The sequence below is a fragment of the Paraburkholderia sp. FW306-2-2C-D06C genome (assembly GCF_058781505.1).
This window is the reverse complement of the sequence record NZ_JBYSWU010000043.1, coordinates 1-23,553: the sequence shown is the minus strand read 5'-3', so window position 1 is coordinate 23,553 and position 23,553 is coordinate 1. Positions and strand designations below refer to the sequence as shown.

The 23,553-nt window shown below is 62.3% G+C and carries 20 protein-coding genes, 1 tRNA gene and 3 pseudogenes; 13 read left to right on the top strand and 11 right to left on the bottom strand.

Features of this window, described 5'->3' with window-relative positions; all coding sequences use genetic code 11:
- Positions 1 to 63 precede the first annotated feature (63 nt).
- Positions 64 to 1,212: a galactonate dehydratase gene (dgoD, locus tag AC3WLT_RS26740; protein WP_492594685.1), complete on the bottom strand. Its 1,149-nt coding sequence runs from the start codon at positions 1,210 to 1,212 to the stop codon at positions 64 to 66.
- 225 nt (positions 1,213 to 1,437) lie between these two features.
- Between dgoD and AC3WLT_RS26735 the strand changes: the two genes are divergently transcribed.
- A complete protein-coding gene (locus AC3WLT_RS26735) occupies positions 1,438 to 2,115 on the top strand; it encodes a FadR/GntR family transcriptional regulator (RefSeq protein WP_492594731.1) in 678 nt (225 codons plus the stop codon).
- Between the two features lie 23 nt (positions 2,116 to 2,138).
- Here AC3WLT_RS26735 and AC3WLT_RS26730 read toward each other — a convergent pair.
- Positions 2,139 to 2,246 (bottom strand): annotated as a pseudogene (locus tag AC3WLT_RS26730) (multidrug transporter); the annotation flags it as partial.
- 23 nt (positions 2,247 to 2,269) lie between these two features.
- Between AC3WLT_RS26730 and AC3WLT_RS26725 the strand changes: the two are divergent.
- Positions 2,270 to 2,395: pseudogene (locus AC3WLT_RS26725) on the top strand (MarR family transcriptional regulator); the annotation flags it as partial.
- Between the two features lie 149 nt (positions 2,396 to 2,544).
- On the opposite strand, the gene AC3WLT_RS26720 reads toward AC3WLT_RS26725, so the two are convergent.
- Positions 2,545 to 2,868 carry a hypothetical protein gene (locus tag AC3WLT_RS26720; protein WP_492594730.1) on the bottom strand — a complete coding sequence of 108 codons (324 nt, stop codon included), beginning with the start codon at positions 2,866 to 2,868 and terminating at the stop codon, positions 2,545 to 2,547.
- A gap of 492 nt (positions 2,869 to 3,360) precedes the next feature.
- On the opposite strand from AC3WLT_RS26720, the gene mqo reads away from it, so the two are divergent.
- Positions 3,361 to 5,007: a malate dehydrogenase (quinone) gene (gene mqo / locus AC3WLT_RS26715; RefSeq protein ID WP_492594729.1), complete on the top strand. Its 1,647-nt coding sequence runs from the start codon at positions 3,361 to 3,363 to the stop codon at positions 5,005 to 5,007.
- Between the two features lie 179 nt (positions 5,008 to 5,186).
- On the opposite strand, the gene AC3WLT_RS26710 is transcribed toward mqo, so the two are convergent.
- The 4 genes from AC3WLT_RS26710 to AC3WLT_RS26695 form a co-directional block, all read right to left on the bottom strand.
- Positions 5,187 to 5,263 (bottom strand) — tRNA-Met (locus AC3WLT_RS26710).
- Positions 5,264 to 5,349: 86 nt separating this feature from the next.
- Positions 5,350 to 7,008, bottom strand: a complete 1,659-nt coding sequence (locus tag AC3WLT_RS26705) for an MFS transporter (protein WP_492594684.1) — start codon at positions 7,006 to 7,008, stop codon at positions 5,350 to 5,352.
- 228 nt (positions 7,009 to 7,236) lie between these two features.
- A complete protein-coding gene (locus AC3WLT_RS26700; protein ID WP_492594683.1) occupies positions 7,237 to 8,775 on the bottom strand; it encodes a sensor histidine kinase in 1,539 nt (512 codons plus the stop codon).
- A gap of 13 nt (positions 8,776 to 8,788) precedes the next feature.
- Positions 8,789 to 9,547, bottom strand: coding sequence for a response regulator (locus AC3WLT_RS26695; RefSeq protein ID WP_492594682.1), 759 nt, complete (start codon positions 9,545 to 9,547; stop codon positions 8,789 to 8,791).
- Positions 9,548 to 9,779: 232 nt separating this feature from the next.
- Between AC3WLT_RS26695 and recA the strand changes: the two genes are divergently transcribed.
- The 8 genes from recA (at position 9,780) to AC3WLT_RS26655 (ending at position 18,246) form a co-directional block, all read left to right on the top strand.
- Positions 9,780 to 10,856, top strand: coding sequence for a recombinase RecA (recA, locus tag AC3WLT_RS26690; RefSeq protein WP_492594681.1), 1,077 nt, complete (start codon positions 9,780 to 9,782; stop codon positions 10,854 to 10,856).
- Positions 10,857 to 10,863: 7 nt separating this feature from the next.
- Positions 10,864 to 11,544, top strand: a complete 681-nt coding sequence (recX, locus tag AC3WLT_RS26685) for a recombination regulator RecX (RefSeq protein ID WP_492594680.1) — start codon at positions 10,864 to 10,866, stop codon at positions 11,542 to 11,544.
- 252 nt (positions 11,545 to 11,796) lie between these two features.
- Complete coding sequence (locus AC3WLT_RS26680; protein ID WP_492594728.1) at positions 11,797 to 12,570, top strand: DUF2889 domain-containing protein; 774 nt, start codon at positions 11,797 to 11,799, stop codon at positions 12,568 to 12,570.
- Positions 12,567 to 13,733 (top strand): ADP-forming succinate--CoA ligase subunit beta, encoded by a 1,167-nt coding sequence (gene sucC / locus AC3WLT_RS26675; protein WP_115098982.1) that lies wholly within the window; start codon positions 12,567 to 12,569, stop codon positions 13,731 to 13,733. The genes AC3WLT_RS26680 and sucC overlap by 4 nt, the downstream gene beginning before the upstream one ends.
- Before the next feature lie 115 nt (positions 13,734 to 13,848).
- Positions 13,849 to 14,730, top strand: coding sequence for a succinate--CoA ligase subunit alpha (gene sucD, locus AC3WLT_RS26670; RefSeq protein WP_492594679.1), 882 nt, complete (start codon positions 13,849 to 13,851; stop codon positions 14,728 to 14,730).
- Between the two features lie 145 nt (positions 14,731 to 14,875).
- Positions 14,876 to 15,580 (top strand): TerC family protein, encoded by a 705-nt coding sequence (locus AC3WLT_RS26665; RefSeq protein ID WP_492594678.1) that lies wholly within the window; start codon positions 14,876 to 14,878, stop codon positions 15,578 to 15,580.
- Positions 15,581 to 15,715: 135 nt separating this feature from the next.
- Positions 15,716 to 16,339 (top strand): pilin, encoded by a 624-nt coding sequence (locus AC3WLT_RS26660; protein ID WP_492594677.1) that lies wholly within the window; start codon positions 15,716 to 15,718, stop codon positions 16,337 to 16,339.
- A 122-nt stretch (positions 16,340 to 16,461) separates the two neighbouring features.
- Positions 16,462 to 18,246, top strand: a complete 1,785-nt coding sequence (locus AC3WLT_RS26655) for a PglL family O-oligosaccharyltransferase (RefSeq protein WP_492594676.1) — start codon at positions 16,462 to 16,464, stop codon at positions 18,244 to 18,246.
- A gap of 57 nt (positions 18,247 to 18,303) precedes the next feature.
- Here the strand turns inward: AC3WLT_RS26655 and moaC (AC3WLT_RS26650) are convergent.
- A pseudogene (gene moaC / locus AC3WLT_RS26650) lies at positions 18,304 to 18,396 on the bottom strand (cyclic pyranopterin monophosphate synthase MoaC); the annotation flags it as partial.
- Between the two features lie 189 nt (positions 18,397 to 18,585).
- On the opposite strand from moaC (AC3WLT_RS26650), the gene AC3WLT_RS26645 reads away from it, so the two are divergent.
- A complete protein-coding gene (locus AC3WLT_RS26645) occupies positions 18,586 to 19,098 on the top strand; it encodes a hypothetical protein (protein WP_492594675.1) in 513 nt (170 codons plus the stop codon).
- 217 nt (positions 19,099 to 19,315) lie between these two features.
- Here AC3WLT_RS26645 and moaC (AC3WLT_RS26640) read toward each other — a convergent pair whose 3' ends face one another.
- Complete coding sequence (moaC, locus tag AC3WLT_RS26640; RefSeq protein WP_492594674.1) at positions 19,316 to 19,795, bottom strand: cyclic pyranopterin monophosphate synthase MoaC; 480 nt, start codon at positions 19,793 to 19,795, stop codon at positions 19,316 to 19,318.
- A 230-nt stretch (positions 19,796 to 20,025) separates the two neighbouring features.
- Between moaC (AC3WLT_RS26640) and AC3WLT_RS26635 the strand changes: the two genes are divergently transcribed.
- A complete protein-coding gene (locus AC3WLT_RS26635) occupies positions 20,026 to 21,762 on the top strand; it encodes a M48 family metalloprotease (RefSeq protein WP_492594673.1) in 1,737 nt (578 codons plus the stop codon).
- A gap of 120 nt (positions 21,763 to 21,882) precedes the next feature.
- Here AC3WLT_RS26635 and AC3WLT_RS26630 read toward each other — a convergent pair whose 3' ends face one another.
- Both AC3WLT_RS26630 and AC3WLT_RS26625 read right to left on the bottom strand, forming a co-directional pair.
- A complete protein-coding gene (locus tag AC3WLT_RS26630) occupies positions 21,883 to 22,455 on the bottom strand; it encodes a DUF2946 family protein (protein ID WP_492594672.1) in 573 nt (190 codons plus the stop codon).
- Complete coding sequence (locus tag AC3WLT_RS26625) at positions 22,448 to 23,542, bottom strand: YheT family hydrolase (RefSeq protein WP_492594727.1); 1,095 nt, start codon at positions 23,540 to 23,542, stop codon at positions 22,448 to 22,450. The genes AC3WLT_RS26630 and AC3WLT_RS26625 overlap by 8 nt, the downstream gene beginning before the upstream one ends.
- Between the last annotated feature and the right edge of the window lie 11 nt (positions 23,543 to 23,553).

Sequence of the window (23,553 nt, the reverse complement as noted above, 5' to 3'; positions counted from 1 at the left end):
CGGCGTCATGGATGGTTCTTCAAAACAGAACGCCGCCCTCAGGCGGCGTTCCAGTTCACGCAATTACCATTCGGCGACGCTGCCATCCTCATGGCGCCACACCGGATTACGCCAGCGGTGGCCGACCTTCGCCATCTCGCGCACCTTCTCCTCGTTGACTTCGATGCCGAGGCCCGGGCCTTGCGGAATCGACACGAAGCCGTCTTCGTATTTGAAGACTTCCGGATTCTTGATGTAGTCGAGCAGATCGTTGCCCTGGTTGTAGTGGATGCCGAGGCTCTGTTCCTGGATGAACGCGTTGTAGCTCACCGCGTCGATCTGCAGGCAGGTCGCCAATGCGATCGGCCCGAGCGGGCAATGCAAGGCGAGCGCGACGTCGTACGCTTCGGCCATTGACGCGATCTTGCGGCACTCGGTGATGCCGCCTGCGTGCGACGCATCCGGCTGAATGATGTCGACGTAACCGCCGGACAGAATGTGCTTGAAGTCCCAGCGCGAATACAGACGCTCGCCGAGCGCGATCGGCGTGTTGGTCTGATTGACGATGTCGCGCAAGGCTTCCGCGTTCTCCGACAGCACCGGCTCTTCGATGAAGAGAAGCTTGTACGGGTCGAGTTCCTTCGCCAGCACTTTCGCCATCGGCTTGTGCACACGGCCATGGAAGTCCACGCCGATGCCGATGTTCGGCCCAACCGCTTCCCGCACGGCGGCGACGTTGTTGATCACGCCTTGCACTTTGTCGAAGGTGTCGATGATCTGCAACTCCTCAGAGCCGTTCATCTTCACCGCCTTGAAGCCGCGTTCGACCACGGCGCGCGCGTTGTTCGCGACGTCGCTCGGGCGGTCGCCGCCGATCCACGAGTACACCTTGATCCTGTCGCGCACCTGGCCGCCGAGCAGCGCATGAACCGGCACGCCGTGATGCTTGCCCTTGATGTCCCACAACGCCTGGTCGACGCCGGCGATCGCGCTCATCGAGATCGGGCCGCCGCGGTAGAAGCCCGCGCGGTACATCACCTGCCAGTGGTCCTCGATCAGCAGCGGGTCCTTGCCGATCAGATAGTCGGACAGTTCCTCGACGGCGGCCGCCACCGTATGCGCGCGGCCTTCGACCACCGGCTCGCCCCAGCCGACGATGCCTTCGTCGGTCTCGATCTTGAGGAAGCACCAGCGCGGCGGGACGATGAAGGTTTCGAGCCTGGTGATTTTCATGGTGTGCGTCTCCTTGCGGCTTGGGTGCCTGCGGAATATTTCGAGGATTCATATGCTACAACAAAACCTCGTTTAAGTACTATTAATAGTACTATTGGTGAAAATTTGGGATCGGATCGGCGGATTCAGCGCATTGGGTGCGAGGGTTGGGATGCCGGATAATCCCGCTCGTTCCGGCCTGGGTTCCGATATCACATAGCGCCGCAAGGCTGCTGGGAGAAAACTATTCAGCACGATCTGCATGGGCGCGTCGCCCATCTGCTGGCGACCGCGATTCTGCGCGGCGACTACGCGCCCGATTCGATCCTGCCGCGCGAGGCGGAGTTGATGGATACGTTCGGCGTGAGCCGCACGGTGTTGCGCGAGGCGCTGCGCACGTTGACGTCGAAAGGGTTGATCGAATCGCGGCCGCGCGTGGGCACGCGCGTGCGGCCGAAAAATGCATGGAATCTGCTCGATGTCGATGTGCTCGACTGGTATTCGCGCGTTGCCGAGCCGATGGCGTTCGCGCTGAAGCTGCAGGAGATGCGCGAGATGATCGAGCCGTACGCGGCGGGCCTGGCGGCGGCCTCGCACACGGACGAAACTTTCGATGCGCTCGCAACGGCATATGCGGCGATGGTCGCGGCACGCAATGTCGATGAATGGGTGCGCGCCGATCTGCAGTTTCATTTGAGCGTGCTGAGCGCCTGCAGCAACGAACTGCTGATTCCGCTCGGCACGCTGATCGAGCGCACGCTGGAAGCGCAACTGCGGCTGAATGCGAAACGCGCGGAGGTGTTCAACGCGTCGCTGGCCGAGCATACGGCTGTGTTCGAGGCGATCCGCGAACGCGATGCCGCGGCGGCGCGCGCGGCGATGGCGGCGTTGCTGGGCGTCACACGAGGAAGAATCGAAGGCTGACCGCCGTGCAGGCGGTCGTCGAATCAATCCATCGCCGCGTGCGCGTGCGATGCATCCGGCTGTTTGCGCGCCGGCCGGATCAGCAACAGCAGCGGAATCACCAGTAGCGTCGCCATGAACATCAGCTTGAAGTGCAGGCGTCAATGATTGCCTATCTGAACGAGTCGGCGACGAAGTCGCCATGGAAGCCCTGAACGGTTTCAGCGACGACGACGCGAAGCAGCTGATCGCGCTGTTGCAACGGGTGCATGGAAACCTGAGCCGGTTGGTCGATCGATGAATGGCGATTGTGATGATGCGCGGCTTGCGTGATGCAATCAGCGGGCCCGTACCGGGCGGGCGAATCAGGGTATGTCGGGGGGAGCTAGCGCGTGCTAGCTCCTTTTTTCGTGGCATGCGCCGATGGATCGCATCGGCAGGGTTCGCTGCTTATTTCGCTTCAGACGCTGCGCCCGAGGGCTGAACCAGTTCGAAGCAGGCTGCCTTTGTCTTCGCATCGGGTTGCGATGGGTCGATGCATTTGAATGCGCTCTGGTCGCGCTGGACGAAAATGGTATCGGCCATACCGGTGCTGCCGTGCGCGCCATTGACCACGGCGACGATCTTGTAGCCGTCCTGCAAAAGCGTGGAGAGTACGAGCGGGCTGGCGCGCCACTGGCCGTCGGCTGGTGCTGTCTCGGCGTGAGCGGCGAACGAAGACGCGGCGAGGAGAATGACTGCCGAAGCGGTAGCCGTGGTGGAGCGGAATGTCATCAAGAAACCTCCTTGAAGTTGCAGGGTTGGGCATCGATAGGACAGCGGGCCGGGCGCAAAAATCTTTTTGCTGTCGATTTCAGCTATCTCGATTTCAGTTATATTACGCACCCGCTGCCCCCATACCCCCAATGGGGCAGCTATCCGGTGGTTTCCACGAGTCGCTCCCGCGCGCTCGGCAATTGCGGTCAGTGCGCTTTTTTGGTGCGCGCGCTGTTGAGTGTCGTCGGCTCTAGCCCCGTTCACGTTTGTGGCAGTTGGTTTTCATTTCAAGCGGCGTCCATATCCAGCGACGCAACACGCACCCGAGACACAAAAAATTTGTCGCCGTACGCGATAGGAAGTCGTTGAGCTTCCTGCGCGCAGGCTTTTATTGGCGCATTCGATTCCTCTGATCGGGACTCCGATTGAGATGTGGGAAGGCTTTTTGCCGAAACCGTTCAATCGGAAGTTCCGTAAGGATTTTGTGCACGTTGAGAAAGGTTGTTCATTTTGGTTAAGACGATAAGAGCGGTTTTATTGGGGTTGGTTGTTTCGGTGGGTGCGCTTTCCGCGCAAGCCGGCGAGACGAAAAAGGTGGACGTCTTGCTGGTGGGCGGCGGCATCATGAGTTCGACGCTGGGCGTGTGGCTTCATGAGCTCCAGCCCGACTGGTCGATGATGATGATCGAGCGTCTGGACGGCGTGGCCAAGGAAAGCTCGAATGGCTGGAACAATGCCGGCACCGGGCATTCCGCGTTGGCCGAGCTCAACTACACGCCCGAGAAGCCGGACGGCACGATCGACATTTCGAAGGCCGTCGAAATCAACGAGGCCTTTCAGGTGTCGCGCCAGTTCTGGGCCTGGCAGGTCAGGAATGACGTGCTCAGGAATCCGCGATCGTTCATCAATTCGACGCCGCACATGAGCTTCGTCTGGGGCGACGACAATGTCCGTTTCCTCAAGAAGCGCTACGACGCGCTGCAGGCGAGCCCGTTGTTCCGCGGCATGAAGTACTCGGACGACTTCGAGCAGATCAAGCAGTGGGTTCCGCTGATGATGGAAGGCCGCGATCCGAAACAGAAGGTCGCGGCGACCTGGTCCCCGGTGGGCACCGACATGAACTTCGGCGAGATTACGCGCCAGTTCGTCGGCTACCTGCAGGGCCAGCCCGGCTTCAATCTCTCGCTCTCCAGCGAAGTGCGCAGCATCAAGCGCAATGCTGACGGCACGTGGCGGGTGTCCTACGTGAAGACTCAGACCGGTGATTCCGAGCAGGACGTCGACGCGAAGTTCGTGTTCATCGGCGCAGGCGGCGGCGCGTTGCACCTGCTGCAGGCGTCAGGCATTCCGGAAGCCAGGGACTACGGTGCGTTTCCGGTCGGCGGTTCGTTCCTGGTGACGGAAAATCCGGAGGTCGTGAGCCGGCACCTGGCCAAGGCATACGGCAAGGCGTCCGTCGGTTCGCCGCCGATGTCGGTGCCGCACCTGGACACGCGCATCATCGACGGCAAGAAGATCATTCTGTTCGGACCGTTCGCGACCTTCTCGACCAAGTTCCTGAAGAACGGCTCGTACCTCGATCTCCTGAGCAGCACCAATGTGCATAACGTCGTGCCGATGGTGCACGTGGGCATCGACGAGTTTCCGTTGGTCGAATACCTGGCAGGTCAGCTGATGCTGACCGATGACGATCGCTTCAATGCGTTGAAGGAATACTTCCCGCTCGCTAAGAAGGAAGACTGGCGCCTGTGGCAAGCCGGTCAGCGTGTCCAGATCATCAAGCGCGACGGCGCGAAGGGCGGTGTCCTCAAGCTCGGTACGGAAATCGTGAGCTCGCAGGATGGCAGTATCGCCGGTCTGCTGGGTGCGTCGCCGGGCGCCTCGACCGCTGCGCCGATCATGCTCAGCCTGCTCGAGAAGGTGTTCAGGGACAAGGTCGCTACGCCGGCGTGGCAGGAGAAGATCCGCCAGATCGTCCCGAGCTACGGGACCCAACTCAACGACAGCCCGGCCAAGGTCTATCAGGAATGGACCTATACCAGCGACGTGCTGCAGCTGACGCCGCCGCCGCAGATCGACCTCGCCACGACGCCGGGTTCGAAGCCCCAGGCCACGGCACCGCGGCCGGCCAAGGCTGCGGCTGACATGGCGCTTTAAATTTCGGGATGGGAAAGCGGCCGGTCATACGGCCGCTTTCGATGCTGCAAGTTCTTCGGAGCGCGGGAATGGTCCTGCGTAGCTGTAGCAGCCAACACCGCGCGCCGCTTTAGGAGTATTGGGTCGTTGGAAACAAAAAAGCCGCTGCTTCGTGAGAAGCAGCGGCTTTTTCTTGCAACTGGTGGCGAATCAGGGACTCGAACCCCGGACCTGCGGATTATGATTCCGTCGCTCTAACCAACTGAGCTAATTCGCCGAAAGAAGCGAGATTATGCGGATGGGGCCGGAGGCTGTCAACCCCCAGCACCCAATTTTTTCAACTTGGCCGGTCCGCCAAGGTTTTTAGTCGCGGGCGTAGATGTCCGAGTCCTTGGTTTCCTTGACGAACAGCATGCCGATCACGAAGGTGATCAACGCAATCGCAATCGGATACCACAGTCCCGAGTAAATGTTGCCCTTCGCCGCGACGATCGCGAATGCGGTTGCCGGCAGGAACCCGCCGAACCAGCCATTGCCGATGTGATACGGCAGCGACATCGACGTGTAGCGGATGCGCGTCGGGAACATCTCCACCAGCATGGCCGCGATCGGCCCGTACACCGCCGTCACGTAGATCACCAGGATCGTCATGATCACCACGCTCATCGGCCAGTTGATCTGCGACGGATCGGCCTTCGGCGGGTAGCCGGCGGTCTTCAGCGTCGTGGCGAGGGTCTTGTCGAACACCTTGCCCTGGTCTTTCGCGTCGGCTGCCTTGCCGTCATACGTATTGACCACGGTATCGCCAACCTTGATCTGCGCCAGCGTGCCCGTCGGCGCCGCGACGTTCTCGTAGTTCAAGCCTGCTTTCGACAGCGCGCTCTTCGCGATGTCGCACGAGGTCGTGAACTTCGACGTGCCGACCGGGTTGAACTGGAACGAGCACTCGTCCGGATTCGCGATCACGACGATCGGCGACTTCGCAGTGGCGGTTTCCAATGCCGGGTTCGTGTAGTGCGCGAGCGCCTTGAACAGCGGGAAGTACGTGCACGCGGCGATCAGCAGACCGGCCATGATGATCGGCTTGCGGCCGATCCGGTCCGACAGTGACCCGAAGAACACGAAGAACGGCGTGCCGATCAGGAGCGCGATCGCGATCAGGATGTTGGCGGTGGCGCCGTCGACCTTCAGCGTCTGCGTCAGGAAGAACAGTGTGTAGAACTGGCCCGTGTACCAGACCACGGCCTGGCCGGCGGTCAGGCCGATCAGCGCGAGAATCACGACCTTCAGGTTCTTCCATTGGCCGAATGCTTCGGTCAGCGGCGCCTTCGAGGTCTTGCCTTCGGCCTTGATACGGTTGAATACCGGCGATTCATTCAGTTGCAGCCGGATCCACACCGACACGCCGAGCAGGATGACCGACGCGACGAACGGAATGCGCCAGCCCCAGACGCCGAACGCGTCCTCGCCCATCGCCGTGCGCACGCCGAGAATCACTAGCAGCGACAGGAACAGGCCGAGCGTGGCGGTCGTCTGGATCCATGCGGTGTAGAAGCCGCGGCGTCCCGCAGGCGCGTGTTCGGCCACGTACGTTGCAGCACCGCCGTACTCGCCGCCGAGCGCGAGGCCTTGCAGCATCCGCATCGCGACGAAGATCACCGGCGATGCAATGCCGATTGTCGCGTAGCCCGGCAGGAAGCCGACCAGGAAAGTCGACAGACCCATGATCACGATCGTGATGAGGAAGGTGTACTTGCGTCCGACCATATCGCCGAGCCTCCCGAACACGATCGCGCCGAACGGCCGCACCGCGAAACCCGCGGCGAAGCTGAGCAGCGTGAAGATGAAGCCGGCGGTCGGATTGACGCCGGAGAAGAAGCTCTTGCTGATGAAGGCGGCCAGCGACCCGGCCAGATAGAAGTCGTACCACTCGAAAACCGTACCCAGCGACGATGCGAAGATCACCCGCTTCTCTTCGCGTGTCATCGGCGCATGCGAGAGTTGCCCGCCAACGGTAGCCATATATCGTCTCCAATATTGATATGTGCACGCGGTTCGCCGGCAAAGGCGTTCCCGTGGAACCGATTATTGGAGTGGAAACTTACGGCGTACTGACGTGGCAGGGTGAAATGCCAGGGTGGGGTGATCTCGAGAGATTTTGATAACGTCGTTCAACAAATGGCAAATTTCGTTAATTTGTCTCTAAGTGTCTGTATTTTTATTGATCTGGTGTTTTGCGTCGTGCGCGCCTTAGGGTAAGTCCCGTGCCCGTTCGAGCACGCGCAAGCTGACGCGCACCAGCGTTCCGGCGAGCCGCGGCGAGGTTTGGTAGACGTTGTCGTCGATGGACAGCTCGCCGCCGTGCATCGTCGCAATCTCGCGGACGATCGCAAGCCCGAGGCCGCTGCCGTCGCCTTCGCGGCCGAGAATCCGATAGAAGCGCTCGATGACACGCGCACGCTCCGCCATCGGAATGCCGAGTCCGGTGTCTTCCACTTCCAGATGCACGAGCCGCGCCGCCGCGTCATGACGTACCCGCACTGTGATGCGCCCGCCAGCCGGCGTGTAACGGATCGCGTTGTCGATCAGATTCGACAGCATTTCGCGCAGCATGACCGGATTGCCGTCGACTTCGACCGGTTCGTCGGGCGCTTCGTAGCCGAGATCCATCTGCTTGACGAGCGCGGCTTGAACCCAGTCGCGCACGGCGTTGCGCGCTACCTCGATCACTTCGACCGGCGCGAAAATCTGCCCCGACATGCGGTTTTCCGCGCGCGCCAACGCCAGCAGCTGCGTGACGAGGCGCGCCGCGTGTTCGGAACTGGTGGCGATCTGTTCGAGCGAGCGGTGTACTTCATCAGAGGCGTCCTGGCGCAGCGCGAGTTCGGCCTGCGTGCGCAGTCCGGCGAGCGGCGTTTTCATCTGATGCGCGGCGTCGGCGATGAAGCGCTTTTGCAGTTCCATGTTCTGTTCGAGGCGCGTCAGCAGATCGTTGAACGACGTCACCAGCGGTTCGATTTCCGGCGGCGCGCGGCGCGCTTCGAGCGGCGACAGATCGTCGGGACGGCGCGCGCGGATGTGCGCTTGCAGCGCGTGCAGCGGCGCGAGGCCGCGCGACAGGCCGAACCACACCAGCAGGATCGCCAGCGGCAGAATCACGAACTGCGGCAGGATCACGCCTTTGATGATGTCGTTGGCCAACTGGCTGCGTTTGTCGAGCGTCTCGGCGACTTGCACCAGCACCGGTTGCGCGCCGGGCGTCTGCGGAAACTCGACGGTCGTATAGGCGACGCGGATATCGTTGCCGCGCAGCACGTCGTCGCGAAATTCGACGAGGCCGGGCTGCGGCCGGTCTTCCTCGTGCGGCAGCGGCATGTCGCGCTCGCCGCCCACCAGTTCGCCGCGGGTGCCGAGCACCTGGTAGAACACGCTGTCGACGTTGTCGGCGCGCAGAAAGTCGCGGGTGGAGTCGGGCAGCGACAACTCCGCTACGCCGTTGACCGGATGAATCTGCCGGGCGAGCACGTAGGCGTCGGTTTCGAGCGCGCGGTCGAACGGCCCATTGGCGATCGACTTGGCGACCAGATAGGTGACCGCGAGGCTCATCGGCCAGAGCAGCAGCAGCGGCGCCAGCATCCAGTCGAGAATCTCGCCAAACAGCGAGCGTGGGCGCGCCTCGGCGGCGGCTTCGGTTTCGTCGGGCGGGGCGAACGGATTGGCGTAGCGCTCGTCGCGCGCTTCGTCGAGGTCCGCCGCGTGCGCCGTAGCGCGGTCTGCGCGTGCGGACATGGGCGACCTCCCTCTATTTGTAGTGGTGGCTCGCCGGCATCGCGCCGGACAAGGGCGAGGAGGGCGGCTCGGGGTCGGCTGCGGGGGGCGTCGGATTCACGGGCTGCGCGGCTTTCTCGAGACAGTAACCTAAGCCGCGCACGGTGATGATGCGTACGCCGCTCGGCTCGATTTTCTTGCGCAGCCTGTGCACGTAGACCTCGATCGCGTTGTTGCTGACTTCTTCGCCCCATTCGCACAGATGGTCGACGAGCTGTTCCTTCGACACCAGCCGGCCGATCCGCTGCAGCAGTACTTCGAGCAAACCCAGTTCGCGCGCCGACAGATCGATTACCTGCTCATTGACAGAGGCGATCCGGCCGACCTGATCGAACGACAGCGAGCCATGCCGCACCACCGTCGGGCCGCCGCCCGCGCCGCGCCGCGTCAAGGCGCGCACGCGCGCTTCGAGTTCGTTCAGCGCGAAGGGTTTGGCCATGTAGTCGTCGGCGCCGAGATCGAGTCCTTTGACGCGTTCGTCGACGCTGTCCGCAGCGGTCAGGATCAGCACCGGCAGGTTCGAATTACGCGCGCGCAGACGGCGCAGCACCTCGAGCCCGGACATGCGCGGCAGGCCGAGATCGAGAATCAGCAGGTCGAAAGTTTGCATCGATAGCGCGGTATCCGCTTCGACGCCGTTCTTCACGTGATCGACAGCATAGGCCGATTGGCGGAGTGATCGAACCAGACCGTCCGCGAGTATGCTGTCGTCTTCGGCAATCAGAATTCGCATGATGCGCCAGCCTGCCTTTGCCGGCACCGTGGGGTGTCCCCCGGCGCACAGCGGTCTCCGAAAATAATTGTGGGTAGTTGGGCAGCGCGACGGTAAAAATGCGCGTTCACATGAGAATCGCGCTTGCCAAAACTACTGTTTTTTTATACAGTGTCTGGGTTTCGTGTGCTGTCCGCTAGAAGGGGGCTGCACATCTGCCTCAGACGCCGTTCATCATAGCAAAGGACGATTCATGGAAGAAAGCAAGAAAGGCTCGGCTGGACTGACTGCTGAAAAGAGCAAGGCACTCGCTGCCGCACTCGCGCAGATCGAAAAGCAGTTCGGCAAAGGGTCGGTCATGCGGCTCGGCGCAGGTGAGGTAGTCGAAGACATCCAGGTGGTCTCAACCGGATCGCTCGGCCTCGACATCGCGCTGGGCGTCGGCGGTTTGCCGCGTGGCCGTGTGGTCGAAATCTATGGCCCGGAGTCGTCCGGTAAAACCACGCTCACGCTGCAAGTCATCGCCGAAATGCAGAAGATCGGCGGCACGGCAGCGTTTATCGACGCGGAACACGCACTGGACATCCAGTACGCGGGCAAGCTCGGCGTGAACGTGAACGACCTGCTGGTTTCGCAGCCGGACACCGGCGAACAGGCGCTCGAAATCGCCGACGCACTGGTGCGCTCGGGCTCGATCGACATGATCGTGATCGACTCGGTCGCGGCACTCGTGCCGAAGGCTGAAATCGAAGGCGAAATGGGCGACTCGCTGCCGGGTCTGCAAGCGCGTCTAATGTCGCAAGCGCTGCGCAAGCTTACCGGTACGATCAAGCGCACGAACTGCCTCGTGATCTTCATCAACCAGATCCGCATGAAGATCGGCGTGATGTTCGGCAACCCGGAAACCACCACGGGCGGTAACGCGCTGAAATTCTACGCGTCGGTGCGTCTGGACATTCGCCGGATCGGTTCGATCAAGAAGAACGACGAAGTGATCGGCAACGAAACGCGCGTGAAGGTCGTCAAGAACAAGGTGTCGCCACCGTTCCGCGAAGCGATTTTCGACATTCTGTACGGCGAAGGTATTTCGCGTCAGGGCGAAATCATCGACCTCGGCGTGTCGGCGAAGATCGTCGACAAGGCCGGTGCCTGGTATAGCTACAACGGCGAACGTATTGGTCAGGGTAAGGACAACGCGCGCGAATTCCTGCGCGAAAATCCGGACATCGCCCGTGAGATCGAAAACCGTATCCGTGAGTCGCTGGGCGTGAATGCCATGGCGGAAACGGTGACCGGCGCAAGCGCCGAAGTCGCGGACGAAAAAGAGTAACCATCACGTGATACGCAAGGGCCGGCCGTTGTCCAATGCTGGACATCACGCGGGCGGCCCGCGTGACGACGATCCGTTCGATCCGTTTGAGTCGTTTGACGCACATGATCGGGCCGCAGGCCGGAGCCGGCAGCCCGATTCTTCCGCACGGTCCGCAGCGGATCCATCTGAAACTACCTACACTCGTTCGCGCCGCGCACCAGGCGAAGCGAAACCGGATCAGGACGATTCCAAAAAATCCCAGCGTCCCGCCCGCTCTCTAAAAGGCCGCGCGCTCGGCTATCTGTCCCGGCGTGAATACAGCCGCGCCGAACTCGCGCGCAAGCTCAAGCCTTTCGTTGAAGAAACCGATTCGCTCGACACCTTGCTCGACACACTTGAAGCCGAAAACTGGCTGTCGGATTCGCGTTTTGCAGAAAGTCTGATCCATCGGCGCTCGTCGCGACTGGGAGCGAGTCGGATTGTCGGCGAACTGAAGCAGCATGCAGTCGACCAGGCGCTGGTCGAAGAAGTCAGCGCGCAATTGCGCGAAACCGAACTGGCGCGCGCTCAAGCCGTCTGGCGAAAGAAGTTCGGTCAGCTTCCCGAAACCCCCGCCGAGCGTGCCAGGCAGGCGCGCTTTCTGGCGTCGCGCGGTTTCTCGGGCGCCACGATCGGCAAAATCCTCAAAGGTATCGACGAAGAGTGAAGCGGCGACTCGCTGCGTAGTCCGGTCAGCGCTTCGAATGACATGCCGGCCGCGGTGCGCCTTGCCGTTTGCCGTCAACCTGGCGCGCGCCGCGCGAAGCAAACCCACGCTTCGCCTTATCGCCAGCCCCCCTTCGAGATAAGGTCCCTCGTGCTCGAGCGCGCCCGCCAGCGGCCCAGCGCATTCCGACCTGTCTCAAATACCCAGTATGCTAAAATTCGCTGGTTTTCCAATCCGGCCTTTCCTTTCCGCATGCCGCTCTCTCCACCAGTCTCCCGTCAGTTGCGCCATCGTCGCGCAATCAGAGCGGAAGCCTATGAGCGAGCCGATGGCCTGTGGGATGTGGAGGCGTGCTTGACCGACGAAAAACCGCGCGATGTGGTGCTTGCGTCGGGCGTCCGGCCCAAGGGTCAGCCGATCCATGAACTCTGGCTTCGCATCACCATCGATCGCAAGCTCAATGTCGTCGACGCAGAAGCGTCGTCCGACTGGGTGCCCTATCCAGGTTTGTGCCAAGCCAGTAATCCCGCCTACCGTGCCCTTATCGGGCTCAATCTGTTCCAGAACTTCCGTCGCGATGCCGCCCGTTTGCTGGCCGGCACGGCTGGCTGCACGCATCTCACCGAGTTGTGCGCGCTTTTGCCGACTGCCGCGATTCAGGCGTTCGCCGGCGATGTATGGAACACCGATGACGGCGCGCCTGGCGAAGGCACGCCACGCGCAGCGGCGAGTTCAGGGACCGGGCAGGCCACAAGCGCAGACAGCACAAACGGCGCTGGCGAGCATTCCAACGACAAACTGCCATTCCAGCTGGGACGCTGCCACGCGCTGCGTTTCGACGGCGAGGCGGTGCAACAGTTTTATCCGCGCTGGTATGGCCACGCGCCGCGTTCAGCGGATCGCGCGGCCGGCTCGGACGACGGAGCGTCCCGTCTGACTGGCAACGGCAGCGGCGCGTCCGGCATGAACGACGGCAGCGGAAACGAAGTTCAATCCAACTCTCAGACTGAAGGGAATCACGCATGAAGATTCACGAGTACCAGGGTAAGGAAATCCTGCGGAAATTCGGCGTCGCGGTACCGCGCGGCAAGCCGGTCTTCTCGGTGGATGATGCGGTCAAGGCCGCGGAAGAGCTCGGCGGCCCGGTATGGGTTGTGAAGGCTCAGATCCACGCGGGTGGCCGTGGCAAGGGCGGCGGCGTGAAGGTCGCCAAGTCGCTGGAACAGGTTCGCGAATACTCGAACCAGATCCTCGGCATGCAGCTCGTCACGCACCAGACCGGTCCGGAAGGCCAGAAGGTGAATCGCCTGCTGATCGAAGAAGGCGCTGACATCAAGAAGGAACTGTATGTCGGCCTCGTGATCGATCGCGTGTCGCAGAAGATCGTCGTGATGGCATCGAGCGAAGGCGGCATGGACGTCGAAGAAGTCGCGGAAAAGACGCCCGAGCTGATCCACAAGGTTGCTGTCGACCCGTCGACCGGCCTGAAGGACGCTGAAGCTGACGACCTCGCGAAGAAAATCGGCGTGCCCGACGCATCGATCCCGCAAGCGCGCGCGATCCTGCAAGGTCTGTACAAGGCATTCTGGGAAACCGACGCATCGCTCGCGGAAATCAACCCGCTGATCCTGACCGGCGACGGCAAGGTCATCGCGCTGGACGCCAAATTCAACTTCGATTCGAACGCACTGTTCCGTCACCCGGAAATCGTCGCGTACCGCGATCTGGACGAAGAAGATCCGGCTGAAGTTGAAGCATCGAAGTTCGACCTCGCCTACATCTCGCTCGACGGCAACATCGGCTGCCTCGTGAACGGCGCTGGCCTCGCCATGGCGACGATGGACACCATCAAGCTGTTCGGCGGCGAACCGGCGAACTTCCTCGACGTGGGCGGTGGCGCCACGACCGAGAAGGTCACCGAAGCGTTCAAGCTGATGCTGAAGAACCCGAACCTGACGGCGATCCTGGTCAACATCTTCGGCGGCATCATGCGCTGCGACGTGATCGCGGAAGGCGTGATCGCCGCGTCGAAGGCGGTTCATCTGCAGGTGCCGCTCGTCGTGCGCATGAAGGGCACGAACGAAGACCTCGGCAAGAAGATGCTCGCTGAATCCGGCCTGCCGATCATCTCGGCGGACAGCATGGAAGAAGCTGCTCAGAAGGTCGTCGCGGCCGCTCAAGGCAAGTAAAGAGCGCGTTTACCAGGAACCCAGGATTACGAATGGCGGCGCGTGAGCGACGCGGGCGGAGAACGTTTCGCCGTGTGGCGCAATCGCGCGACGCCAAACGAACAGAGGTCAATACATGTCGATTCTGATTAACAAAGACACCAAGGTCATCACGCAGGGCATCACCGGCAAGACCGGTCAGTTCCACACGCGTGCTTGCCGTGAATATGCAAACGGCCGTGAAGCCTACGTTGCGGGCGTGAACCCGAAGCGCGCCGGCGAAGACTTCGAAGGCATTCCTATCTACGCGAGCGTCGCTGAAGCCAAGGCTGAAACGGGCGCGACCGTGTCGGTGATCTACGTGCCGCCGGCAGGCGCTGCTGCCGCGATCTGGGAAGCGGTCGAAGCCGATCTGGATCTGGCGATCTGTATCACGGAAGGCATCCCCGTGCGCGACATGATCGAGATCAAGGACCGTATGCGTCGCGAAAACCGCAAGACGCTGCTGCTCGGACCGAACTGCCCGGGCACGATCACGCCGGACGAACTGAAGATCGGCATCATGCCGGGTCACATCCACCGCAAGGGCCGCATCGGCGTCGTGTCGCGTTCGGGCACGCTGACGTATGAAGCGGTCGGTCAATTGACGGCGATCGGCCTCGGCCAATCGTCGGCAGTCGGTATCGGCGGCGACCCGATCAACGGTCTGAAGCACATCGACGTGATGCAGATGTTCAACGACGATCCGGACACGGACGCCGTCATCATGATCGGCGAGATCGGCGGTCCGGACGAAGCGAACGCTGCGTACTGGATCAAGGACAACATGAAGAAGCCGGTGGTTGGCTTTATCGCCGGTGTGACGGCGCCTCCGGGCAAGCGCATGGGCCACGCCGGCGCGCTGATCTCGGGCGGTGCCGATACGGCCGAAGCGAAGCTGGAAATCATGGACGCCTGCGGCATCAAGGTCACGAAGAACCCGTCGGAAATGGCGCGTCTTCTGAAGGCGATGCTGTAAATCGAAATTCGCGTGCTGTAGCGGCGCGTTTTTGATACGCTTACGAAACCCTTTCGTAAGCGTGCGGTCTTAAAAAGCGGGGGAGTTTTCGACTCCTCCGCTTTTTTGTTGGCCGCGCGTTCGACCTCCTCTTATTCTTCCACTCATGTTCGAGTTCTTCTCCACGCTCCATTGGGGCACAGTCATCCAGATCATCGTCATCGACATCCTGCTCGGGGGCGACAATGCCGTCGTGATCGCGCTGGCCTGCCGCAAGCTGCCGCCCGCGCAGCGTACGAAAGGCGTGTTGTGGGGCACGGCCGGCGCCATCCTGCTGCGGGTCGTGCTGATCGCGTTCGCGGTCGCGCTGCTCGACGTGCCGCTGCTCAAATTTACCGGCGGTCTGCTGCTGCTGTGGATCGGCGTGCGCCTGCTGGCGCCCGCGCACGATGTTCATGAGAATATCAAGCCGGCCGACAAGCTGATGTCGGCGATCAAGACCATCATCATTGCGGACGCGGTGATGAGCCTCGACAACGTGATCGCGATTGCCGGCGCGGCCGAGGCAGCGGATCCAGGACATCGTCTCGCGCTGGTGATTTTCGGGCTGGTGGTCAGCATTCCGCTGATCGTGTGGGGCAGCCAGCTGGTGCTGAAGCTGCTCGACCGCTTTCCGATCGTCGTCACGCTCGGCGCCGCGTTGCTCGGCTGGATTGCGGGTGGATTGATCATCAACGACCCGGCCGGCGACCGTTGGCCGATCCTCGATACGCCGGTGGCCGAATACGGTACGAGCATCGCGGGTGCGGTGTTCGTCGTGGTGCTGGGCTATTTGCTCAAGCGCCGCAACGCCAAACGCGCGGCGGCCTGAACCTTGGCGGAACATCGCGGTGATAGCGCAACGTTAGCCATCCGGCTGACTGTGTAGAGCAAGCGCTGCTGGCTACGATGGAAACGCCTGTCCCCGATTCGCGGGGCAGGCGTTTTTCGTTTCAGGAGCCTGCCGATGATCGTTACTTTGCCGTATTCCCCTTATCCACACTCCACGCGTTCCCCGCGCTCAAGCTCCCGGCGAGCGCAGTGGCCTGCGCGAATCGCACGCGCCTGCCGCAGTGTCGGCTTCGGCTTTACGCTGATCGAATTGATGATCGTGCTGGCGATTGTCGGCGTAATCGCTGCTTACGCGATTCCGGCGTATCAGGACTATCTGGCTCGCAGCCGCGTTGGCGAAGGCTTGTCGCTGGCTGCGTCCGCGCGTCTCGCGGTGTCCGAGAACGCCGCCAGCGGCAATGCGTTCGGCGGCGGTTATGCGTCGCCGCCGGCCACCCGCAACGTCGAATCGATTCGCGTCGACGACGACACCGGCCAGATCACCGTCGCCTTCACGACGCGCGTGGCGCAGGCCGGTTCGAACACGCTCACGCTGGTGCCTTCGGTGCCCGACAACGTGGACGCGCCCACCGCGCGGATCGCGTTGAGCAAGAGTTCGGTGCAGCCTGGCGCGGTCACTTGGGAATGTTTTGCCGGCGGCAAGACGGCGTCTTCGTTGCCTGCGCCGGGTGCCGGTCCCGCGCCGGCCGATGCGCCGACGTTGCCGTCGAATCTTGCACCACCGGAGTGCCGCGCATGAGCCGCTGTGTGAGAGGTAGTCGAACGTAAAAGGCTGATTCTCAGGATATTTCGGCGCGCCCGGCGCACAGCAGAAGAATTTTTTTGTATAGTGCGCCGGTTGCTGACGCCTCCGGTTACTCAATGCCCACCCCATTCGCGCGCTACCTGTCTCTCATTCTGTTGGCTCTCGCGTTGGTGCTGCCTTATGCAGTCGTCAACCACACATATCCGATTCCGACGTTCTACGCTGAATTCACGGCGCTCGCGCTGTACCTGCTGACCGGCGCGGGCGTCGTGCTGCTGGTGTGGAGCGCCAAGCCGCGTATTTCGTTCGCATCGCCGGTCGTCGCGCTGGTGCCGCTGTTTTTCGGACTGGTGCTGGTCGCGCAGTCGGTGTTGCTGCCGGTCAGGCAGCCGTCGATGAACTGGCTCGGCGGCGGCTATCTGCTCGCGGCTTTCGTGGCCGCGCATGCCGGCTATGGCTTCACACGCGCAAAACTTACCGAAACCGCGTTGCGCTGGGCGGCCTGGGCGTTGATCATCGGCTGCCTTTACGCGGTGTTCTGCCAGGTCATCCAGTTGTTTCACCTCGAAGCGAAGGTGTCGCCGCTCGTCGTCGCCTATAACGTGACCGTCGAGCGCCGGCCGTTCGGCAATATGGCGCAGGCGAATCACCTCGCCACTTATATTGCATTCGCCATGGCGGGCACGCTGTTTCTCGCGCAGACGCGGCAACTTGCTATCGGCGTCTGGCTGCTGGTGTCGACGATCTTCGCGGTCGGCCTCGCGCTGACCGTGTCGCGTGGTCCCTGGCTGCAGATGGGGGTGATCGTGGTGGCGGGTTTCTGGATGGCGTTTGCGCAGACGCGCAATGAGCCGCTTCTACGCCGCAGCAACCGCGAATGGCTGATCCCGATCGCGCTGGCGGTGCTGTTCTTTGTCATCAACGCGTTGATCCGCTGGGCCAACGTGCACTACCACCTCGAGCTCGGGCAGTCGGCTGCCGATCGTTTCAAGGACGCCGGCCAGATCGCGCCACGCCTCGCGCTGTGGAAGTACGGCTGGACGATGTTCAAGACGCATCCGTTGCTGGGTGTCGGCTGGGGCGAATTTCCAAACTACCAGTACGAGTATGCGAAGACGCTCGGCGGTGTCGAGATCGCCAATAACTCGCATGACATCTTCATCGATCTGCTCGCGAAAACCGGCTTGATCGGCCTCGCGATCGTGCTGTTCGGCCTGGTCGCCTGGCTGGTGCGCGTGGTGCGTGTGCCGCACACCTCCGCGCGCGTGTTCGGCATTGCGCTGATCGGCGTGCTGGTCATGCATGCGCTGGTCGAGTATCCGCAGCAGTACATGTTCTTTCTGCTGCCGGCAATGTTCGTGTTCGGTTTGCTGGAGACGCGTCCGCTGCGCCTCGTGCCCGGCCGCCTGGCGTTCGGTACGTTCGCGGTGGTGGTGTTCGGCGGGCTGGCGGCGTTGTATCCGGTGTATCGCGACTATGCCCGCGCCGAGGTGCTGTATTACGGCTCGCGTCCCGCCGAACAGTACCGCGCGGACCCGTCATTCCTGTTCCAGGCGTGGGGCGAGTATGGCCTCGCGACGCTGCTGCCGATGAATTCAATGGACCTGCAACACAAGCTCGCGATGCACAAGCAGGCGATGGCGCTGTTGCCGGGCGAAACCGTGCTGCGCCGTTACGCGGTGCTGCAGGCATTGAGCGGCGATACGGCGGCGGCATTCGACACGGTCGAACGCCTGAAGATTTTTGCCGAGGAATTGAAGGATTGGCCGTCGCAGCTCAGCTATCTGTATGAACTGTGCGACGAGCAGAAGACGCTGACCGGCTTCAAGGCAGCATTGATGAAGCGGTACGGCATGCCGCCGAGCGATGTCAATCAGGACGACGACAGCGAAGAGGAGTGATGCCGCGCTGTCGTCCGTGAGCTTCAGCGCTGGAGCGGGGCGCCGATGGTGGCCGTATCAGGCCACCACCCAATCCCCCGACTTCCCGCCGTGCTTCTCCAGCACCTTGACGTCGTTAATCGTCATCCCGCGATCCACCGCCTTGCACATGCCGGGGTACCGTTCGTAGCCTGAGGTGACGGTCATATAAATCAAAGACGTCCGGAACGCACCCGGTTCGATCTTGCCCAATTTCGTTGATGAATCTGGACAGCGTGATGTTCACCCTGAGCCTAAAGAAAAACAGGCCATCGGTCGTAAATATAGATTGACACAGACTACTCACCACAAAGGTGACGCATGAGAAGCAAACTTCTGGCCTGGACGTTAGGACTCGCATGCGCGCTCCTTGCTGGCTGCATGACCACTGTTCCTCAAATTGACGCCCAACTCGCTGCGAGCGTCGAGACAAAACATGCGATTGCCAACGGCATCCAGCCCCCGAAGTTTGACGCAAACGGCTATCTGGTGACGCCATGGATACGCGTCACGATGATGCATGCGTTCTACGAGAGAGCGGCGCACCTCGGACTGAAAGTCAATCAGAACGGGGACGGAGTGCCGGTAACCATTCGCATTACCGGGGTAAGAAGTCGGTCCGAAACGGCTCGAATCCTTTTCGGGTATATGGATGGGGCGGACCATCTCAGTGCCGTCGTTCAGGTGGGCGACAAGAGTTTCCAGGTTGAGGAAGACACCTGGATGTATTGGCTCTTTACGGGCTTTCGCACCATTACGGACGTCGCCGAAGCGGTCGGTCAACAGGCAGCGAACGGTATCGCGCTGGTGGCCGGAATGCCGATTGACGACTGACGCACAAGACGCTGCCAGGAAGGGCGCTGAAGGACTGGCGCAAGCGGCCGCGGACGATTTGCGCGCGCGGCATCATCGAAGGTCAGATGGTGCATCCAGACTTTGTACGCGTTTTGTCTCTGGATTTCGGAACGCGTCTTTAACGATTAGCTTGCGAAGCGGATCTTGGCCCCGTCGTCACAACGGATAGTGTGCGGCGACGTCGCCCTGTCGGTCTTTAACCCGCCGCCACCCAATCCCCCGATTTCCCGCCGTGCTTCTCCAGCACCTTGACGTCGGTGATCGTCATCCCGCGATCCACCGCCTTGCACATGTCGTAGACCGTCAGCAGCCCGACCTGCACGGCGGTTAGCGCTTCCATCTCCACGCCGGTGCGTCCGAGCGTCTCCGCCTGAACCGTGCAATGCACGCCGGGCAGCGTTTCATCGAGTTCGAAGTCCACCTTGACGCGCGTCAGCGCGAGCGGATGACATAGCGGAATCAGGTCGGCGGTGCGCTTTGCGCCCTGGATCGCGGCGATGCGCGCGATGCCGATCACGTCGCCCTTCTTGGCGTTGCCGTCGCGGATCAGCGCGAACGTGTCCGGCAGCATGCGGATCGAGCCGCGCGCGACAGCGATGCGCCTGGTCTCCTGCTTGCCGCCGACGTCCACCATATGCGCCTGGCCGGCGGCGTCGAAATGGGTGAGTTCAGGCATGGTTGGGCTCCTTCAGAGGGCGCCTATCATAGCAGCGTGACGACGCCGGCCGGCAGCTGGCGCCGATGCGGATTTGAGCGCGTCGGCAGGTCGCACTTCACGAGCCTGGTCATGAGCCTCGCGCCGGAATGGCTCATATCGCCGCGGTGACTGACTACAATTGCCGTATGCCCGCTATCTTAGTCCGAGTGGCGAGCGTCGCCTTTCGACTCCGTTCTACCGATCTCGCGATGCGTCCGAAACGGTTTCTTGCTGCGTTGCTGTCCGTCGCGCTCTTCGCGCAGCCGGGCGCGTTCGCGCAATCCCGCAGCGCTTCGGCCGTCGGCCCCAACACGCAGACTGAAGAACCGCCGATGGAAATCGGCCCGCTGAATGCTTATGCCGAGCCCGTCGTGCCGCCGGCGATCGCGCAGGGCGTGTTCGGCGTCTACGGTGGCGCGCAGAGCCGCCTCTCGGGTAACGTCCCCCAAGGGGACTTCCTTCGGGGCGCCGGCGCGAACAACGGCTGGCGCGCGCCGATCGTCACGCAGCAACTGCCCGATCTCGGCAATGGCGGCACCGGTTCGCTGACGCCGCAAGCCGAGCGCAAGCTCGGCGAGCGCGTGATGCGCGAGTTGCGCCGCGACCCTGACTATCTCGATGACTGGCTGGTGCGCGACTACCTGAACTCGGTCGCTGCGAAACTTGCCGCGGCGGCGAGCGCGCAATACATCGGCGGCTATCGGCCGGACTTCGAGCTATTCGCGGTTCGCGACGCGCAGATCAACGCGTTCTCGATGCCGGGTGGCTTCATCGGCGTGAACACCGGTTTGATCGTGACGACGCAGACCGAGTCGGAACTCGCGGCCGTGCTCGGGCACGAGATGGGGCACGTCTTGCAGCGGCACATTTCGCGGATGATCACGACCGGCGAGCGCAGCGGTTATGCGGCGCTCGCCGGCGTGTTGTTCGGCGTGCTGGCGGGCGTCCTCGCGCATAGCGGCGACCTTGGCAGTGCGATTGCGATCGGCGGCCAGGCGTATGCGGTCGACAATCAGTTGCGCTTTTCGCGTTCCGCCGAGCACGAGGCGGATCGCGTCGGTTTTCTGTTGCTGACCGGCGCCGGCTACGACCCGTACGCGATGACGACGTTTTTCGACCGGCTCGATCGTGCTTCGATGAGCGACACGGGCGTGCCGGCGTACGCGCGCACGCATCCTCTGACGGGTGAGCGGATCGCCGACATGGCGGACCGTGCGCGTCGCGCGCCGTACCGGCAACCGCACCAGGCGTCCGAATATGGTTTCGTGCGGGCGAGGGCACGCTTGCTGCAGGATCGCTCGCGTAGTGAATACGCCGATGAGATTTCGCGGCTGCGCTCCGAGATCGAGGACCGTACGGCGCTGAACGTTGCCGCGAACTGGTACGGCATAGCGTATGGGCAGATGCTGCTCGAGCGTTATGACGACGCAGCGGCGTCGCTGGCTACTTCGCGTGCGGTTTTTGTCGCCGGCGAGCGCAGTGAAGGCGAGGCGGCGCGCAGTTCGCCGAGTCTGGATGTGCTGGCTGCCGATATTGCGCGCCGCGCCGGGCGTGATGACGAGGCCACTCGTCTTGCCGCGCTTGCGCAGAAGCGCTGGCCGCAGTCGAATGCGGCGATCGACATACATATTCGAACCTTGCTGACGATGCGGCGGTTTGCCGATGCGCAGGCGTTGGCGTTGAAGGAAACGCGAGCTGATCCGGAGCAGCCGGCGTGGTGGTTGTATCTCGCGCAGGCGAGTGCCGGGAAGGGGGATGCGCTGGCGCAGCATCGCGCGTTGGCTGAAAAGTTCGCTCTCGAGGGAGTCTGGCTTTCTGCCATCCGGCAACTGAAGGAGGCACGGGATATGAAGGCCATTGGATACTACGATCTCGCCACCGTCGATGCGCGGTTACATGAGATGGAGAGCCGCTATCGGGAGGAGCGGCTCGATGAGAAGAGTTAAGCGGGGGTTTTTACTTTTGCCGGTGGCGCGGGTTGTTGTGTCTACGCCGCAGGTGGTCCCGCGCGCCGCGCGTCCCGAGGTCCCTGAACACCAGACCATGCCGCAGCCAAAGGCAAAAATCTAAGCCCTCGTTGCCGGGCTGACAACAAATCCAAACCGTCCGGCAACATCCGCCCGCCGCACAGCCTGCAGCGGCAAAACAACCCCGTCTCGCCAGAAAAACTCTCCACTGACGGCGTCGTCAGCCAACTGTGCATGATCAGAAAAAACTTCCAGATCATGATCATGCAAAACAGCCACTCTCTGCGGCGCCGAGCGATCGACAAACAGAAGCCCGCCTTCATCGTCGACATACACTGCCGAAGGCTCGAAGACACCGCCAGCCTGATCAGTCAAGGAAAGCGCTCCGCCAGCATCGGCGGACAACCTCACCACCCACGGCGTATAACCCAATTCGACATAAACCCGCTGCGGCCCGTTCTGAAAGAACCACTGCCCGCTTTCATCCGCCTCGTAATTCCGATTGATGAACGCCAGCAGCGCCGTATGCCGGATCGGCGTGCCGGCAGCGCCGCTAGCCTGCGCAGCCTCATCCCTCATGCGCCAGTTGCCGCGCCGGTCGAGCAACAGCCAGCCCGTGCAACTCGGCACATTCGGCCATTTGGCCAAGGCCTGCTTGACGATGTCATCCATGATCGAGGTACCGCTCCAGGTAGCCGAATACGCGCCGCGACAACCAGTCGATGCGGCCCGGGAACGGTCCGGTCATAAAGCCGGCGTGGCCGCCGTGCCTAGGTTGATCGAGTTCCACGGCCGCCGACACGTCATGCCGCGATGGCAACGCCTCGCCCGGCAGGAACGGGTCGTTGCGCGCGTTCAGCACTAGCGTCGGTACGGCAATGTGCGGCAGCAACGGCCACGTGGTCGCGCGGCTCCAGTAGTCGTCGGTATCGCGAAAGCCGTGCAGCGGCGCCGTCACCACGTTGTCGAACTCATACATCGTGCGGCTCGCGCGCATCGCGTCACGGTCGAACAGACCCGGAAACTGGACGAGCTTCTGTTCGGCTTTCTGCTTGAGCGTCTTCAGGAAGCTGCGCGTATAGACCATGCCGAATCCCTGCGACAGCGCGCGTCCGCCGGCATGCACGTCGATCGGCGTCGAAATCGCGGCGGCGGCCGAAATCACCGACGACGCGTCCTCGCCCCGCTCGCCGAGCCAGCGCAGCAGCACATTGCCGCCGAGCGACACGCCAGCGGCCACGATCGGCCCGCGATGCGCAGCACGCAGCCGCCGCAGCACCCAGTCCACTTCGTTGCTGTCGGCGAGATGGTAAAAACGCGGCAGCAAATTCAACGCTCCGCTGCAACTGCGAAAGTGCGGCACCACGCCATGCCAGCCACACTCGCGCGCCCCGGCCATCAGCGACATCGCATAGTGCGATGCCGAACTGCCTTCGAGCCCATGAAACAGCACGAACAGCGGGGCCTCGTCGGCAGGAGCTAGCCGAGGAACGGAAGCGCTTGACAGACCGGCGGACGGATCGTCATGCACCACCCAATCGAGATCGATGAAGTCGCCGTCCGGCGTGTCCCAGCGCTCGCGCCGGAACGCGACCGCCGGACGGCGAGCGAACAGCGACGGGACGATGGTCTGCATATGCCGGTTCGGCAGCCAGAGCGGCGCACGGTAGAGCAGATGGACCGTTGCCTCGACGGCAGCCGCGGCGTGCGCCGTGCCGGAAGAAGCGGATTTGTCGTGCGTCGTCCCCCAACCCCCCAATCCCCCAATCC

Excerpts from the sequence above, each read along its gene's own strand:
- dgoD (WP_492594685.1), bottom strand. The coding sequence starts at position 1,212 with ATGAAAATCACCAGGCTCGAAACCTTCATCGTCCCGCCGCGCTGGTGC.
- AC3WLT_RS26720 (WP_492594730.1), bottom strand. The coding sequence starts at position 2,868 with ATGACATTCCGCTCCACCACGGCTACCGCTTCGGCAGTCATTCTCCTC.
- AC3WLT_RS26705 (WP_492594684.1), bottom strand. The coding sequence starts at position 7,008 with ATGGCTACCGTTGGCGGGCAACTCTCGCATGCGCCGATGACACGCGAA.
- AC3WLT_RS26700 (WP_492594683.1), bottom strand. The coding sequence starts at position 8,775 with ATGTCCGCACGCGCAGACCGCGCTACGGCGCACGCGGCGGACCTCGAC.
- AC3WLT_RS26695 (WP_492594682.1), bottom strand. The coding sequence starts at position 9,547 with ATGCGAATTCTGATTGCCGAAGACGACAGCATACTCGCGGACGGTCTG.
- recA (WP_492594681.1), top strand. The coding sequence starts at position 9,780 with ATGGAAGAAAGCAAGAAAGGCTCGGCTGGACTGACTGCTGAAAAGAGC.
- AC3WLT_RS26680 (WP_492594728.1), top strand. The coding sequence starts at position 11,797 with ATGCCGCTCTCTCCACCAGTCTCCCGTCAGTTGCGCCATCGTCGCGCA.
- sucC (WP_115098982.1), top strand. The coding sequence starts at position 12,567 with ATGAAGATTCACGAGTACCAGGGTAAGGAAATCCTGCGGAAATTCGGC.
- sucD (WP_492594679.1), top strand. The coding sequence starts at position 13,849 with ATGTCGATTCTGATTAACAAAGACACCAAGGTCATCACGCAGGGCATC.
- AC3WLT_RS26665 (WP_492594678.1), top strand. The coding sequence starts at position 14,876 with ATGTTCGAGTTCTTCTCCACGCTCCATTGGGGCACAGTCATCCAGATC.
- AC3WLT_RS26660 (WP_492594677.1), top strand. The coding sequence starts at position 15,716 with ATGATCGTTACTTTGCCGTATTCCCCTTATCCACACTCCACGCGTTCC.
- AC3WLT_RS26655 (WP_492594676.1), top strand. The coding sequence starts at position 16,462 with ATGCCCACCCCATTCGCGCGCTACCTGTCTCTCATTCTGTTGGCTCTC.
- AC3WLT_RS26645 (WP_492594675.1), top strand. The coding sequence starts at position 18,586 with ATGAGAAGCAAACTTCTGGCCTGGACGTTAGGACTCGCATGCGCGCTC.
- moaC (WP_492594674.1), bottom strand. The coding sequence starts at position 19,795 with ATGCCTGAACTCACCCATTTCGACGCCGCCGGCCAGGCGCATATGGTG.
- AC3WLT_RS26635 (WP_492594673.1), top strand. The coding sequence starts at position 20,026 with ATGCGTCCGAAACGGTTTCTTGCTGCGTTGCTGTCCGTCGCGCTCTTC.
- AC3WLT_RS26630 (WP_492594672.1), bottom strand. The coding sequence starts at position 22,455 with ATGGATGACATCGTCAAGCAGGCCTTGGCCAAATGGCCGAATGTGCCG.